The sequence below is a fragment of the Pseudomonas sp. 5P_3.1_Bac2 genome (genome assembly GCF_025465995.1).
Classification (GTDB): Bacteria; Pseudomonadota; Gammaproteobacteria; order Pseudomonadales; family Pseudomonadaceae; genus Aquipseudomonas.
The window spans coordinates 195,858-211,139 of the sequence record NZ_JANLNY010000030.1; the positions used below are offsets into that span (position 1 = coordinate 195,858).

Sequence of the window (15,282 nt, forward strand, 5' to 3'; positions counted from 1 at the left end):
CGCAGCCCTCCCGATGCCCAGCAGGAAACTTACCCATGCAGCAACTCAGCCCCGGCCTAATGGTGATCCACGGCAACCGTCTGGAGGCGCTGCGCACTCTGGCCGTGACCTGGATGCGCGAGCAGCCGCTGCGGCCGCTGGAAAACGAAGTGCTGCTGGTGCAAAGCAACGGCATCGCCCAGTGGCTTAAATTAGCCCTGGCTGAGGATGATGGCTGCGGCATTGCGGCGGCGCTGGATGTAGGCTTGCCAGCGCGATTTTTGTGGCAGGTGTATCGCGCGGTGTTAGGCAGCGAGGCGATTCCCAAGGTTTCGCCGCTGGATAAAGCGCCGCTGACCTGGCGCTTGATGCGCTTGCTGCCCAGCTTATTAGCCGAAGAATCCTTTGCGCCGCTTCGACGCTTTTTGGCCGACGACCATGACCTGCGCAAACGCTATCAGTTGGCCGAGCGTCTGGCGGACTTGTTTGACCAGTACCAGGTCTATCGCGCCGATTGGCTGGCCGACTGGAGCGAAGGCCGTGATCAACTGCGCAACGCCCGTGGCGAAGCGCGACCGTTGGATGCCGCGCTAACCTGGCAGCCGGCCCTGTGGCGCGCGCTCTTGGTGGACGTGGGCAGCGAGCATTTGGCCCAAAGCCGCGCCGGGGTGCATCCACGTTTCGTGCAGCGCATGGCCGAGTTAAACGAGGCGCCGCCGGGGTTGCCACGGCGGGTCAGCATCTTTGGTATTTCCTCATTGCCTGCGCAGGTACTTGAAGCCCTGGCCGCTATGTCGCGCTTTAGCCAGGTCATGCTCTATGTGCAAAACCCCTGTCAGCACCACTGGGGCGATATCGTCGAAGGCAAGGATTTACTGCGTCATGAGTACCGCCGTCAGCAGCGTAAGGGCGGGGCGGCGTTGGCCCTGAGCGAACTGGATTTGCACCAGCAAGCGCAACCTTTATTGGCCGCTTGGGGCAAGCAGGGCCGCGACTACATCAACCTGCTCGACCAGTACGATGAGCCGCAGCGTTACCGCGATCACTTTGATCGTATCGACCTGTTTATCGGCGCCGCACAAGACAGTCTGCTAGGCCAGCTGCAGAACGATATCCTTGAGCTCCGTCCGCCGGCGGAAAGCCGCAGCCATTGGCCTGCGGTGCGGCCAGATGATCACTCGCTGCGTTTTCATATCGCCCACAGCGCCCAGCGCGAAGTGGAGGTGCTGCACGATCAACTGCTGGCCAGCTTTAGTGCCGACCCCAGCCTGCGCCCGCGCGATGTGATCGTCATGGTGCCCGATGTAAATACCTATGCCGCCCATATCCAGGCAGTGTTCGGTCAATACGCCAGCGATGATCCCCGGCATATTCCCTTCACCTTGGCCGACCAAGGCCTGCGCGGTAAAGAGCCGCTGCTGATCGCGCTGGAGCATTTGCTGCAATTGCCGCAGAGCCGCTTTAGCGTCAGCCATGTCATGGACCTGCTGGATGTCGCCGCGCTGCGCGCGCGCTTCGCCATCGATGAAAGTGCCTTGCCAACCCTGCGCCATTGGCTTGAGGGCGCCGGCGTGCGCTGGGGTCTGAATGCCCGGCAACGGGCTGAGTTGGGCTTGGGCAGTGATCTGGAGCAAAACACCTGGCGCTTTGGCTTGCGTCGCATGCTCTTGGGCTACGCCATGGGCAGCGCTGGGGCTTATGCCGGGATCGAACCCTACGATGAAATCGGTGGCCTCGATGCCGCGTTGATCGGCCCCTTGGTGCGTCTGCTCGATGCTCTGGAGTTGCATTGGCAAGCCTTGGCCGAGGCCGCGCCGGCCGAGCAGTGGGGCGAGCGGCTGCGGCAGTTGCTGGCAGACTTTTTCCTGTCGCAGAACGAGCATGATGAACTGCTGCTCAACCAACTGCATGAAGGCCTGGAGGGCTGGCTGGAGCTGTGCGCCGAGGCGCAACTGGCCGAGGCCATCAGCCTGCCGGTGGTCCGCGAGGCCTGGCTGGCGGGGCTGGATCAGGGCCGCATCAGCCAGCGCTTTCTGGCCGGCGCGGTCAACTTCTGCACCCTGATGCCGATGCGCGCCATCCCGTTCCGCCATGTCTGCCTGCTCGGCATGAACGACGGCGACTATCCACGCAGCCCGGTGCCCCTGGACTTCGACCTGATGGCCGGCGACTATCGCCCCGGCGACCGCTCGCGGCGCGAGGACGACCGTTATCTGCTGCTCGAAGCGTTGCTCGCCGCCCGCGATCATCTGTATATCAGCTGGATTGGCCGCAGCATCCGCGACAACAGCGAGCGCCCGGCCTCGGTGCTGGTCGGCCAACTGCGTGACCACTTGGCCAGCGCCTGGACTTTAGCCGGTGGCGGCGACCTGCTGCATGCGCTGACTCTGGAACATCCGCTGCAACCCTTTAGCCTGCGTTACTTCAGCCAGCAACCGGGGCTGTTTAGTTATGCCCATGAATGGGCCGCGCTGCATCAACAGGCCAGCCCGGTCACGGCGGATGAGCCGCTGCCTTATTGGCCCGGCACCCAAGAACTCAGCCCAGAGCTGTTGCAAAGCTTTTTGCGCGATCCGCTGAAGTGTTTCTTCACCCGCCGGCTCAAGGTGTTTTTAGACGAACAGGAGCAGGCCGATTTGGATATCGAGCCCTTTGCTCTGGATGGCTTGCAGCGTTATCAACTGCAAGAGCGCTTGCTTAACGATGCCCTGCCACACGCCGACCGCGACAGCGCGCTGCTGGCCAGTGCCGAGCGTATGCAGCGCCAGGGCGTGCTGCCTCTGGCCGGTTTTGGCCAGCAATACCGCAGCGCTTTGCTGGCGCCTTTGCCCAAGCAGTTGCAGCGCTACGCCATGCTCTGTGAACTATGGCCACAGCGCCTGGATTCACCTCGGCAACTGAGCTTGCAGTGGGGCGAGGGCGCGTCAGCGATTCGCTTGGAGGGCTGGCTCAGTCATTTGCGTGAACGCGGCGATGGTGCTCTGGCGCAGGTGCAGGTCGTACCCGGTGCCTTGGCCAAAGGCAAAGCGCTGAAATGGCATCGCCTGCTGCGGCCCTTTGTGTTGCATGTGCTGGCGGCCGCCTGTGGCGTGCCGATCCATACCTTGCTGGTGGGGGAGGATCAGGCGCTGCATTTTGTCCCGCTTGAACAGGACGCCGCCGCGGCGATTGCCCACGGCTGGTTGCAGGCCTGGCAGGCGGGGATGCAAGCGCCGCTGCCGGTGGCACTGAAAACCTCGCTGTGTTGGTTGCAGGAGGACAGTCACGATAAAGCCCAGGCGATATATGAGGGTGGTTATCAGGTCAATGGCGAGGTGCAAAGCAGCGCCAGCCTGGCCCGGCAGTTCCCTGATTACGCGGCCTTAAGTCAGGGGGAAGGTTTTACTTATTGGAGCGAACAGTTGTATCGAGCATTACTGGTCAGTAACCCGGCGGTGGTCGATGACCTGGAGGTGCAGGCATGAGTAGCCCACGTCCGCTGGCCTTAACCTTTCCGCTGTTTGGCAGCCGCTTGATCGAAGCCAGCGCCGGCACCGGCAAGACCTTCACCATCTCGGCCCTGTACCTGCGCCTGATCCTCGGCCACGGTGGCGAGCTGGGCTTTAAGCAAGCGCTGCTGCCCCCGCAGATTCTGGTGGTGACCTTTACCGACGCGGCCACCCGCGAGCTGCGTGATCGGATTCGTGCGCGCTTGGTTGAGGCGGCCAAGGTGTTTCGCGCTGAGGCCGGGGGCGATGACCTGCTTAAGCTGCTCTGCGCCGATTTCCCCGCTGAACAGTGGCCAGCCTGCGCCCAGCGTTTGGAGCTGGCGGCGCAGTGGATGGACGAAGCCGCGGTGTCGACTATTCACGGTTGGTGCCAGCGCATGCTGCGTGAGCACGCCTTTGATAGCGGCAGCCTGTTTAGCCAAACCCTGGAAACTGACCACAGCGAACTGCTCGCCGAAGTGGTGCGCGATTACTGGCGCCAACACTGCTATCCGCTCAAGGAGTTGCCGCTGGATTGGGTCGCCGCTCACTGGGGCACGCCGGATCATTTAGGCCCGCGTTTGCGCCCGTTACTGGGCGAAGAGCTGCCTGTGGGGGCGCAGTCTTTAGCCGTGCTGCTGGAGGGCGCCTTGCAACAACGCCAGCAACGTCTGGCTGAGCTGAAAGCACCCTGGGCGGCTTGGGCTGATGAGCTGGAAAATCTGCTGGAACAGGCCGTTGAGGCCAAGCAGGTCGACGGTAAAAAAATTCAGCGGCGTTACTACCAGCCTTGGTTCAACAAGCTGCGCGACTGGGCCAGCAATAACGAGCTAACGCTGGATTTAGGCGGCGGTTTTAAGCGCCTGACCCCCGATGGTTTGGCCGAAGCCTGGAAGGGCAGTGCGCCGCAGCATCCGGCGTTGGATGCCATGCAATCATTGCCGGAGGCTTTGGCGGCGCTGCCTGACCCGGCCCATGGCGCCTTGAGCCATGCGGCGGCCTGGGTGCGCGAGCGCTTTGATCAGGAAAAACGCCAGCGTGCGCAGATGGGCTTTGACGACATGCTCACCCGTCTGGATCTTGCCCTGCGCGGCGAGGCCGGGCCGCGTTTGGCCGAGGTGATTCGTCAGCAGTTCCCGGTGGCCTTGATCGATGAATTCCAAGACACCGACCCGCTGCAATACCGGATTTTCGACAGCCTCTATCAGGTCGAGGCCAATCGCAGCGACTGCGGCCTGTTTATGATCGGCGATCCCAAACAGGCGATTTATTCCTTCCGTGGCGCCGATATTTTCACCTACCTCTGTGCTCGGCGCGCGACCGAAGGGCGCCACTACAACCTGGAGAAAAACTTCCGCTCCAGTGATGAGATGGTCGCTGCCGTCAACCGGGTGTTCGAGTTGGCCGAGCAGCGCGAAAGCGGTCAGGGCGCGTTTTTATTTCGCAGCCCTGAGCACAATGATCTGCCCTTTATTGCCGTGGATGCAGCCGGGCGCAAGGAGCGCTGGAGCGTCGATGGCACGGCGCAAAGCGCGCTTAACCTGTGGCATCTAGAGAGCCCCGAGCCCATTGCCAAAGGCGGCTATATCCAAGCCCTGGCCAGTGGCGCCGCCAGCGAAATCACCCGTCTGCTGAACCTCGGCCAACAGCGCCGTGCCGGCTTCGTTAAAGACGAGCAGCTGGCAGCGCTTAAGCCCAGCGATATTGCCGTACTGGTCCGCGACTTTAGCGAGGCCCAGGCCATCCGTGGCGAGCTGGCGGCGCGTGGCGTGCGCAGCGTGTACCTGTCGGATAAAGACTCGGTGTTCGCCGCTCAGGAGGCGCACGACCTGCTGCTGTGGCTGCGCGCCTGCGCCGAGCCGGATCAAGACCGGCCCCTGCGCGCGGCCTTGGCCAGCGCCACGTTGGGCCTGGAGTTAAGCGAGCTGGAGCAGCTCAATCTGCATGAGCGGCGCTGGGAGCAGCGCGTCATGCAGTTTCGCGAATACCGCCAGCGCTGGCAGCGCGTCGGTGTGCTGCCGATGCTGCGCAAGCTGCTGCAAGACTTCCATTTACCGCAGCGACTGATGCAGCGCGACAGCGGCGAGCGGGTGCTGACTAACTTGCTGCACCTGGCCGAGTTGCTTCAGCAAGCGGCCCTGGAGCTGGATGGCGAGCAGGCGCTGATTCGGCACTTGGCCGAACTGATCAAGGGCCACAGCGCTGGTGCCGATGAACAGGTGCTGCGCCTGGAAAGCGACGAAGCCTTGGTGCGGGTGGTGACCATCCACAAATCCAAGGGCTTGGAGTACCCGCTGGTGTTCCTGCCGTTTATTTGCGCTATGCGCCCGGTGGACGATAAAAAGCCGCTGCAAGTGCACGATGGCGAACGCCGTCGCTTGGTCTTGCAGGCCGATGAAGCAACCTTGCAGCGCGCCGAGCAGGAGCGCTTGGCCGAAGACTTGCGTTTGCTCTACGTGGCCCTGACCCGTGCCCGGCATGCCTGCTGGTTGGGCCTGGCGGACCTGAAAATCGGCAATGCTAAATCCTCACGCCTGCATGCCAGCGCCATCGGCTATCTGCTCGGCGGTGGTGCACAACTGGCGAGCAGCGCGGAGCTTTCGAGCTGGTTGGCGCCGCTTAATCAGCCCCTGCAAAGCGTGGTGCAAGCGGCGCCGCTGGCCACTGACGAACACTTCCAAGCGGAGCAAAACGGCCCCGTTGAACTGTCCTGGCGTAGCCCGCAACGACCCGCTGCGGAGCATTGGTGGATCGCCTCTTACAGCGCCTTGCGTGTGGCTGAAGGCGCAGAAACGCCGGGCCTGCGCCACGATGACGCGGCCCCGGATAGCCCGAGCCTGTACAGCGCCAGCGATGATGAGCGCTCGCTGAGCGAGCAGACCCCGGCCCAGCAACAGGCTCAGCAGCAAGCGCTGTTGGCCGCCTCCAGCGAAGGCCTGCACCGGTTTCCCCGTGGTCCCAATCCCGGCACCTTTCTCCATGGCTTGCTGGAGTTAGCTGCCACCGAGGGCTTCGCGCAAGTCGCCGGGCAGCCTGCGCAACTGCGCGAGTGGATCGCCCAGCGCTGTCAGCGTCGTGGCCTGGAAGTGTGGATTGAACCGCTGTGCCAGTGGCTGTTGGATCTGCTCAAACAGCCGCTGGCCTTGGGCGATGGGCGCAGCGTCAGCTTGGCGCAGCTGGCTGAGTACCAGGCGGAGATGGAGTTCTGGTTTGCGGCCAGCAAAGTCGATGTGCGCCGTCTCGATCAACTGGTGCAGCAGTATGAGTTGCCGCAGCTGGCGCGACCGCCGCTGCAAGCCGATCGCTTAAACGGCATGTTCAAGGGCTTTATCGACTTGGTGTTTGAACACCAGGGGCGTTATTACCTGGTGGACTACAAGTCCAACTGGCTCGGCGCCGATGACGCTGATTACAGCCAGGCGGCCATGGCCGAGGCGGTGGTGAGCCACCGTTACGACCTGCAATACGTGCTCTACGTGCTGGCCCTGCATCGCCAGTTACGCTTGCGTTTAGCCAACTACGACTACGACCTGCATATGGGCGGTGCTGTGTATTTGTTTATGCGTTCGCCGGGCCATGGCGTGTATTTCGCCAAACCCGAGCGGCACCTGATTGAACAACTGGATGCGCTGTTTCGCGGCGCCGCCCTGGAGGCCGCGCAATGAGTCCATATCTTGAACAACGGGGCGCGCTGTTTGAGCTGCTGGCGATCTGGAGTGAGCGCGGCTGGCTGCGCGAGGTGGATCGCGCCCTAGGGCAACTCTTAGCCGAGCTGGACCCGGCGGCCTCACCATTGCTGTTGCTGGCCGCCGCCCTAGCCAGCCACCAGCTGGGCAAGGGCCATGTGTGTCTGGATTTAGCCAGCACCCTGGCCGACCCGGACTTTGCTCTGTCGTTGCCGCCGGAAGGGGAGGAGGCCGCGCTATTGGCGCTGCTGCCTTCGCAAGTCCTGGCCGGTGTCAGTTTGGATTCTTGGCTGGCGGCCTGCGCCGGCAGCGGTTTATTAAGCGCAGAAGCTGGTCCCGTCGCCCCCTTAGTGCTGGCCGACAGCTGCCTGTATCTGCGCCGCTATTGGGATTACGAGCGGCAGGTGGCCGGGCATATCGCCGCCCGCTTGCAACAGGCCAGTGACGCGCCGGCGCAATTGGCTCAACGCTTACAGCAACTGTTCCCCGAACCTTTGGTGCTGGATGGCGAGCGCCTCACCGACTGGCAAAAGCTGGCCTGCGCCTTGGCCAGCCGCAGCCGTTTTACCCTGATTACCGGCGGCCCCGGCACCGGTAAAACCACCACGGTGGTGCGCCTGCTGGCGCTGCTGCAAGAGGCCGCCATGAACACGGGCGCGCCGCTGCGCTTAAGTTTGGCGGCGCCCACCGGCAAAGCCGCCGCACGCTTAACCGAATCCATCGGCGCCCAGGTCGCCAGCCTGCCGGTCAGTGATGCCGTGCGCGGGCAAATCCCCAGTCAGGTCACCACCTTGCACCGCCTGCTCGGCAGTCGCCCGGACAGTCGGCACTTCCGCCATCACCACGGCAACTTGCTGCCGCTGGATGTGCTGGTGGTGGACGAAGCCTCGATGATCGACCTGGAAATGATGGCCAATCTGCTGGATGCCTTACCGGCCCACGCCCGCTTGATTCTGCTCGGCGATAAAGACCAGTTGGCCTCGGTGGAGGCCGGGGCGGTGCTCGGTGATCTGTGTCGCGATGCCGAAAGCGGCGGCTACAGCGCGGCCACCTGCGCCTGGCTGACTGAGCAAACCGGTGAGGCGATCAGCGCGCCGCAACTGCAGAGCAGCAACCAAGCGCTGGCGCAACATATCGTCATGCTCCGTCACTCACGGCGCTTTGCCGGGGGCTCGGGGATTGGCCGTTTGGCGCGGGCAGTGAATGAGCGCAACAGCAGCGGCGCCCGCGCCATTCTCGCTGCCGGTAGCGCGGATTTGCATGACCTGCGCCTAAGCGGCGAACAGGACCGCAGCTTTGAGCGCTTGGTGCTGGATGGTCTGGCCGCTAAAGCCAATGGCCAAGGCCAGGCGCCGGTGGGCTATCGGCATTACTTGCAGGTGCTCAGCAGCCAGCGTCCCGCGCCTGAGGCGCCAGCGTCCGAGTGGGATGGCTGGGCCAAGCAGGTGCTCAGCGCCTTCGATCAATTCCAGCTGCTCTGCGCTGTGCGCAAAGGTCCTTGGGGCGTCGAGGCGCTGAATGAGCGGATCAGTCAGGCCCTGCAACGCCAGGGCCTGCTCAGTCAGGACCAAGGTTGGTATGAGGGCCGTCCGGTGCTGGTGACGCGCAATGACTACAGCCTGGGCTTGATGAATGGTGATATCGGCATCGCCCTGCGCCTGCCGGAGCCGGCCAGTCAGCCAGGCAGCGAGCCGCGTCAGGTGCTGCGTGTGGTATTCCCGCGCAACGATGGCAGTGGCGAGCTGAGCCATATCCTGCCGAGCCGGTTAAGCGCGGTGGAGACGGTGTTTGCCATGACGGTGCATAAGTCCCAGGGCTCGGAGTTTGCCCACTGCGCCTTGATTCTGCCGGATAGCCTCAACCCGGTGCTGACCAAGGAGCTGGTGTACACCGGCATCACCCGCGCGCGCAGCTGGTTTAGCCTGATCGAAAGTCGTGCCGGCGTGTTTGAGCAAGCCGTGGCGCGTCAGGTGGAACGGCGCAGTGGCCTGCGTGCGGCATTGCTGACGCAAACGCTGTAGCGCCTGCGAGTAAAACCAGGCGCCCATAAACAACAACCCCCGCACTTGGCGGGGGTTGTTGTTTAGTTGCTGGCGACCGGGCTGGCCGGCACCGGGGTGGTCCAGTCGCCGCCTAAGGCGGTGTACAGGTTCACCTCGCTGACCAACTGCGCCAAGCGGTCGTTGACCAGCGACAGACGTGCGCTGAACAGCTGACGCTGGGCATCGAGCAAGGTCAGGTAGCTGTCGACGCCGGATTGGTAGCGGCGTTCGGCTAGGTCAAAGTACGTCTCGTTGGTCTTGACCAATTGCCGCTGCGCCTCGACCTGGGACTGGTAAGTGGTGCGCGATACCAGTCGATCCGAAACCTCGCGGAAGGCCACCTGAATACTCTTCTCGTACTGCGCGACCTGCACTTGTTTCTGCAGTTTGGCGTAGTCGAGGTTAGCGCTCAGGCTGCCAGCGGTGAAGATCGGCAGGTTGATCTGCGGTTGGAACAGCCAGGTCCCGGAACCCCCCTCAAACAGACCGGACAGTTGGTTGCTCGCGGTCCCGGCATTGGCGGTCAGGCTGATGCTGGGGAAGAACGCGGCCCGCGCGGCACCGATGTTGGCGTTGGCGGCCAGCAACGAGTGTTCGGCTTGCAGCACGTCGGGGCGACGTTGCAGCAGGTCCGAGGGCAGGCCAGCCGGCACTTCGGCCAGCAGCGTGGCATCCAGCGGCAGGCCTTCTGGCAGGTTGTTAGGCAGGGTCGTGCCGAGCAACTGCACCAGGGCGTTGCGATCCAGCTCAACCAGACGCTGGAACTGGGTCAGGCTGACGCGGGCGCTGTCCACTGCCGACTGCGCTTGGCTCAGGGCCATGGCATCGGCGACGCCGACATCAAAGCTGCGCTTGGTCAGTTGATAGCTGTCCTCGAACGTCTTCAAGGTGTCCTGGGTCACTTGCAGCTGGGTGCGGTCGGCCTGCCATTGCAGGTAGGCCTCGGCAACGCTGCCAATCAGGCTGAGTTGCGCGCCGCGTGCGGCTTGCTCGGTGGCGAAGTACTGTTGCAGCGCCTGCTCATTGAGGCTGCGGATGCGGCCAAAGAAGTCCAGCTCCCAGGCGCTAACGCCCAGGGTGGCGCTGTACTGGCCGTTAATCCCGGCACTGCCACCGTTCAGGTCAGCCGGCATACGCTGCCGGCTGCCATTGACGTTGGCGCCCACTTGCGGGAACAGCTCGGCGCGCTGAATGCGATACAGCGAGCGGAAGGCATCCACGTTCAGGGCGGCAACGCGCAGGTCGCGGTTATTCTGCAGCGCGACATCAACGAGCTGGCGCAGGGCCGGATCAAGGAAGAACGCCTGCCAGCTCAGGGGCTGTGCGGCATCTTTTTGCTGGGCATTGACTGCTTGTTGTGCCGCGCCTTCCGGCCACTGCTGCTCGATCGGAGCAGCAGGGCGCAGGTAGTCCGGAATCAGGCTGCAACCGCTGAGCAGGCTAGCGCTCACGGCCAAGGCTATAAGCGACTGCTTCATTGCAGGGCCTCCTTATCGTCATCGCCATCCTTGGGCTTTGTCTTAAACAATGAGCTAACCAGTACGTAGAACATGGGCACCCAGAAAATGGCCAGCACCAGTGCGGTCAGCATGCCGCCGATTACCCCGGTACCGATTGCGTGTTTACTGCCCGAGCCGGCGCCAGTGGAGATCGCCAGCGGCACCACGCCGAGGATAAACGCCAGGGACGTCATCACAATCGGGCGTAAGCGCATGCGGCAAGCTTCGGCGGCGGCCTCGACCAAACTCATGCCCTGTTCGTGCAAATCCTTGGCGAATTCGACGATCAAAATGGCGTTTCGTGCTGACAGACCGATGGTCGTCAGCAAGCCGATTTTGAAGTACACGTCGTTGGTTAAGTCACGGCCGTAGGTAGCGAGCAGGGCGCCAATTACCCCCAGCGGCACCACCAGAATCACCGCGAACGGAATCGACCAGCTCTCATACAGTGCGGCCAGGCAGAGGAACACTACCAGCAGCGACAGGGCATACAGCGCGGTGGTTTGGTCACCGGCCATACGTTCCTCGTAAGACAGCCCGGTCCAGGCGATGCCCACACCCGGCGGCAGTTGCTTGGCGATTCTTTCGACTTCGGCCATGGCCTCACCGGTACTGTGCCCAGGCGCCGCGGCACCGAGGATTTCCGCAGCCAGTACACCGTTGTAACGGGCTAGCTTCGGCGAACCGTAGATCCACTTACCGCTGGCAAAGGCGCTGAAAGGCACCATTTTGCCGTCGGCATTGCGCACATACCATTTGTTCAGGTCTTCCGGGTTCATCCGTGCTTCTTGGATGCCCTGGACATACACCTTCTTCACCCGGCCACGGTCGATAAAGTCGTTGACGTAACCACTACCCCAAGCCGTCGACAGGGTTTGGTCGATATCGGCCAGGGACACGCCTTGGGCGCTGGCTTTTTCGTTATCGATCAACAGTTGGTACTGCGGTTCGTCAGCCAGGCCGTTAGGCCGCACCTGCGCCAGGATCGGGCTTTGCGAAGCCATGCCGAGGAACTGATACAACGCCGCGTTGAGGGCCTCGTGACCAATGCCGGAGCGGTCTTGCAGGAACAGGTTAAAGCCGGTGGCGTTACCCAGTTCCATTACCGCTGGCGGAGCGAAGGCAAACACCATGGCATCGTTAAAGCCAAAGAAGTGTTTTTGTGCCCGTTGCGCCAAGGCAAATACCGTGGATTCGGGGTCTTCACGGTCAGCCCAAGGCTTGAGACCGATAAAGGCCATCGCCGAGCTTTGTCCACGACCAGCGAAGTTAAAGCCGTTGACCGCAAACACCGAGCGCACGGTGTCAGTTTCTTCGGTGAGTAGGTAGTCGCGCATTTTGCTCACGACTTCATAGGTGCGTGCCGCACTGGAGCCTGCCGGCGTTTGTACCTGGGCGAACAGTACGCCTTGGTCTTCGTCGGGGAGGAACGAGGACGGGATCTTGGCAAACATCCACACCATGATCGCCACGATCACCAGATACAGCAGGACATAGGGCGCCTTGCGGGTAACCACGTGGCGCACGCCATTTTCATAACGCTGCACGCCGCGTTCAAAGGTGCGGTTAAACCAGCCAAAGAAGCCGCGCTTGCCTTTCTCATGGCCTTCATCGTGGGGCTTGAGCAAGGTGGCGCACAGCGCCGGAGTGAACACCAGAGCCACCAACACCGACAGGGACATGGCCGAGACAATGGTGATGGAGAACTGTTTATAGATCACCCCCGTAGAGCCGGGGAAGAACGCCATGGGGATAAATACCGCCGACAGCACCAGGCCGATACCGACCAGTGCGCCTTGGATCTGGCCCATGGATTTACGCGTGGCTTCGACTGGCGAGAGACCTTCCTCGCTCATCACCCGTTCGACGTTTTCCACCACCACAATGGCGTCGTCCACCAAGAGGCCGATGGCCAGAATCATGGCGAACATGGTCAGGGTGTTAATGGTGAAGCCAAATGCCGCGAGGATACCGAAGGTACCCAGCAATACGACCGGTACCGCCAACGTCGGGATGATGGTGGCGCGGATGTTTTGCAGGAACAGGTACATCACCAAGAAGACCAGCACGATGGCTTCGAACAGGGTGTGTACTACGCCTTCGATCGACTCGGAGATAACCGGAGTGGTGTCATACGGGTAAACCACTTTCATCCCTGGCGGGAAGAATGGCTCCAGCTCACCGATGGTGGCCCGTACTGCCTTGGCGGTTTCCAGGGCGTTAGCGCCGGTGGCCAGCTTCAGTGCGATACCCGTCGCGGGTTTGCCGTTGTACTCCGCATCGATACTGTAGTTTTCGCCGCCCAGTTCGATTCTCGCCACGTCGCCCATACGTACCAACGAACCGTCGGGGTTGGCTTTGAGGATGATCTTGGCGAATTCTTCCGGGGTTTGCAGGCGGGTCTTACCGATGATCGTTGCGGTCAGTTGCTGATCTTTAATCGCCGGCTTGCCACCCAGTTGGCCGGAAGAAATCTGTACGTTCTGCGCCAGAATGGCTTGGCGTACATCCACCGGAGTCAGGGCAAAGTTGGTCAGCTTGGCTGGGTCGAGCCAGATACGCATGGCGTACTGGGTACCGAACACCTGGAAGTCACCCACACCCTTGGTCCGCGACAGCGGGTCCTGCAGGTTGGATACGACGTAGTCCGCCAGGTCGTTCTTGTCCATGCTGCCGTCTTCGGACACCAGGCCAATTACCATCAGGAAGTTACGCACCGACTTGGTCACGCGGATACCCTGTTGCTGCACTTCTTGCGGCAGCAGCGGGGTAGCCAGTTGCAGTTTGTTCTGCACCTGGACCTGAGCAATGTCCGGGTTAACCCCTTGCTCGAAGGTAACGATGATCTCCATGCTGCCGTCGGAGTTACTCGACGAGCTGATGTAGCGCAGACCATCGATACCGTTCATTTGCTGTTCGATCACCTGGACCACGGTGTCCTGCACGGTTTGCGCAGAAGCACCTGGGTAGGTCACGGCGATACTGACAGCGGGTGGCGCGATGCTGGGGTATTGGTTGATCGGCAGCTTGAGGATCGACAAGCCGCCCGCCAGCATAATCACCAGGGCAATTACCCAGGCGAAAATGGGGCGATCAATAAAAAACTTCGACATCAGTTGCTCTCCGTCGCGCCTTCGCTGCTAGCTGGTTTCGGCTCGGATTGAGGCTTGCCGAGGTTGTCCGCAGGTTGTGCGTTCACTTCAACCCCCGGCTTGATGTACTGCAGACCTTGGGTGATCAAACGGTCACCACTTTTTAGACCTGCATTGACCAGCCAGGTGCTGCCGCTGGTGCGCTCGGCTTGCAGGACGCGGGCTTCAACGATGTTTTTGTCGTTGACCACCATGGCTGTCGCTTCGCCTTTGGAGTTACGGGTGATGCCTTGTTGCGGTGCCAGGATGGCTTGTTGATTCACCCCGGTGACCAACTCCGCCTGCACATACATGCCGGGCAGCAGCAGGTGATCAGGGTTGGGGAACACGGCCCGCAGGATTACCGAGCCAGTGCCTTCATCCACGCTCACATCGGAGAACTCCAGCTTGCCTTCGTGGGCGAAGGTGCTGCCGTCTTCCAGTTTCAGGCGTACTTTAGCGGCGTTGTCACCGGCTTGGCTCAGGCGGCCATCGCTCAGTTCTTTGCGCAGCGTCAGCAGCTCTTTGGTCGACTGGGTAACGTCGACGTAAATCGGATCGAGCTGTTGGATGGTGGCCAGGGCGTTCGCTTGGGCGTTGCTGACCAGCGCACCTTCAGTGGACAACGACCGACCGATACGACCGCTGATAGGTGCAAGCACCTTGGTGTAGCGCAGGTCGATCTGCGCCTGCTCTACCGCTGCTTGGGCTTGCAGGGCGGCGGCGCGGGCTTCGTCGTAGGCTTGTTGGCTGACTGCTTTGTCTTTAACGAGCAGCTCATAACGTTTGGCCAAAGCGCTGGCGGAAAGCTCAGTAGCTTGGGTGCTTTTATAAGTAGCTTGATAAGTTGCGGGGTCGATCTGATACAGCTGTTGACCCGCTTTAACGTCCGATCCTTCGGAGAATAGGCGCTTCTGCAAAATACCGTTGACCTGTGGCCGCACCTCGGCGATGCGATAGGCGCTGGTGCGCCCTGGGAGTTGGGTGGTCAAAGCGTAGGGTTGAGTTTGCAGCGTAACCACACCCACTTGAGGAGTCTGCTGTGGGGGCGGTGCGGAAGCTTCTTTACAGGCTGTAAGGGTAAGAGCCGTCAGCGTGACGGCGGAAACCAATACGGCGAAGGTTGGCTTCGAGAGCATCTAAGGAACCTCATTGTTCTGATCGACCCCGAATGGGCTGGAGAAGGCGGTGGTTCGCCATGGGCGGCGATTATACAGACAATCTTGTATGTTTGTTAGCATCCAAGTTCGCCTAATACTTGCAGCAAAGCCTGTATTTGAGCCATGTTCAAGGCAACTACTGGTGTATTCCCAGCTCTTGAAAGCGGTCTGTTGCCCCGCAATAAAAAGGCTTCAGTGGTGCATCCCGCGCACATAAAAGGTTAGTGATTGGGTGTGACAGAATGTTCACGATAGAAATTTAGCGTTACAAATCGTTAGTTTGCAGAAATATCTGCTTGGTTTAGCGGTGCCGTCAAT

At 61.5% G+C, this 15,282-nt stretch carries 6 protein-coding genes; 3 read left to right on the top strand and 3 right to left on the bottom strand.

What is annotated here, in order from left to right:
* Positions 1 to 35: 35 nt before the first annotated feature.
* Genes recC through recD form a run of 3 tightly spaced genes read left to right on the top strand, consistent with a single transcriptional unit; the run spans position 36 to position 9,153 of the window.
* A complete protein-coding gene (recC, locus tag NTD81_RS20285) occupies positions 36 to 3,443 on the top strand; it encodes an exodeoxyribonuclease V subunit gamma (protein ID WP_262184549.1) in 3,408 nt (1,135 codons plus the stop codon).
* Positions 3,440 to 7,111, top strand: a complete 3,672-nt coding sequence (recB, locus tag NTD81_RS20290) for an exodeoxyribonuclease V subunit beta (protein WP_262184550.1) — start codon at positions 3,440 to 3,442, stop codon at positions 7,109 to 7,111. Before recC ends, recB begins: the two co-directional genes overlap by 4 nt.
* Positions 7,108 to 9,153: an exodeoxyribonuclease V subunit alpha gene (gene recD / locus NTD81_RS20295; protein WP_262184551.1), complete on the top strand. Its 2,046-nt coding sequence runs from the start codon at positions 7,108 to 7,110 to the stop codon at positions 9,151 to 9,153. The genes recB and recD overlap by 4 nt, the downstream gene beginning before the upstream one ends.
* Positions 9,154 to 9,215: 62 nt before the next feature.
* Here recD and NTD81_RS20300 read toward each other — a convergent pair whose 3' ends face one another.
* From NTD81_RS20300 to NTD81_RS20310, 3 genes are read right to left on the bottom strand one after another with little or no spacing between them, the layout of a single operon-like run.
* Complete coding sequence (locus NTD81_RS20300; protein ID WP_262184552.1) at positions 9,216 to 10,652, bottom strand: efflux transporter outer membrane subunit; 1,437 nt, start codon at positions 10,650 to 10,652, stop codon at positions 9,216 to 9,218.
* Entirely contained in the window at positions 10,649 to 13,786 is a 3,138-nt protein-coding gene (locus NTD81_RS20305) for an efflux RND transporter permease subunit (protein WP_262184553.1), read from the bottom strand. Before NTD81_RS20305 ends, NTD81_RS20300 begins: the two co-directional genes overlap by 4 nt.
* Positions 13,786 to 14,943, bottom strand: a complete 1,158-nt coding sequence (locus NTD81_RS20310; RefSeq protein WP_262184554.1) for an efflux RND transporter periplasmic adaptor subunit — start codon at positions 14,941 to 14,943, stop codon at positions 13,786 to 13,788. Before NTD81_RS20310 ends, NTD81_RS20305 begins: the two co-directional genes overlap by 1 nt.
* Positions 14,944 to 15,282 lie beyond the last annotated feature (339 nt).

Excerpts from the sequence above, each read along its gene's own strand:
- NTD81_RS20310 (WP_262184554.1), bottom strand. The coding sequence starts at position 14,943 with ATGCTCTCGAAGCCAACCTTCGCCGTATTGGTTTCCGCCGTCACGCTG.
- recD (WP_262184551.1), top strand. The coding sequence starts at position 7,108 with ATGAGTCCATATCTTGAACAACGGGGCGCGCTGTTTGAGCTGCTGGCG.
- recC (WP_262184549.1), top strand. The coding sequence starts at position 36 with ATGCAGCAACTCAGCCCCGGCCTAATGGTGATCCACGGCAACCGTCTG.
- NTD81_RS20300 (WP_262184552.1), bottom strand. The coding sequence starts at position 10,652 with ATGAAGCAGTCGCTTATAGCCTTGGCCGTGAGCGCTAGCCTGCTCAGC.
- recB (WP_262184550.1), top strand. The coding sequence starts at position 3,440 with ATGAGTAGCCCACGTCCGCTGGCCTTAACCTTTCCGCTGTTTGGCAGC.
- NTD81_RS20305 (WP_262184553.1), bottom strand. The coding sequence starts at position 13,786 with ATGTCGAAGTTTTTTATTGATCGCCCCATTTTCGCCTGGGTAATTGCC.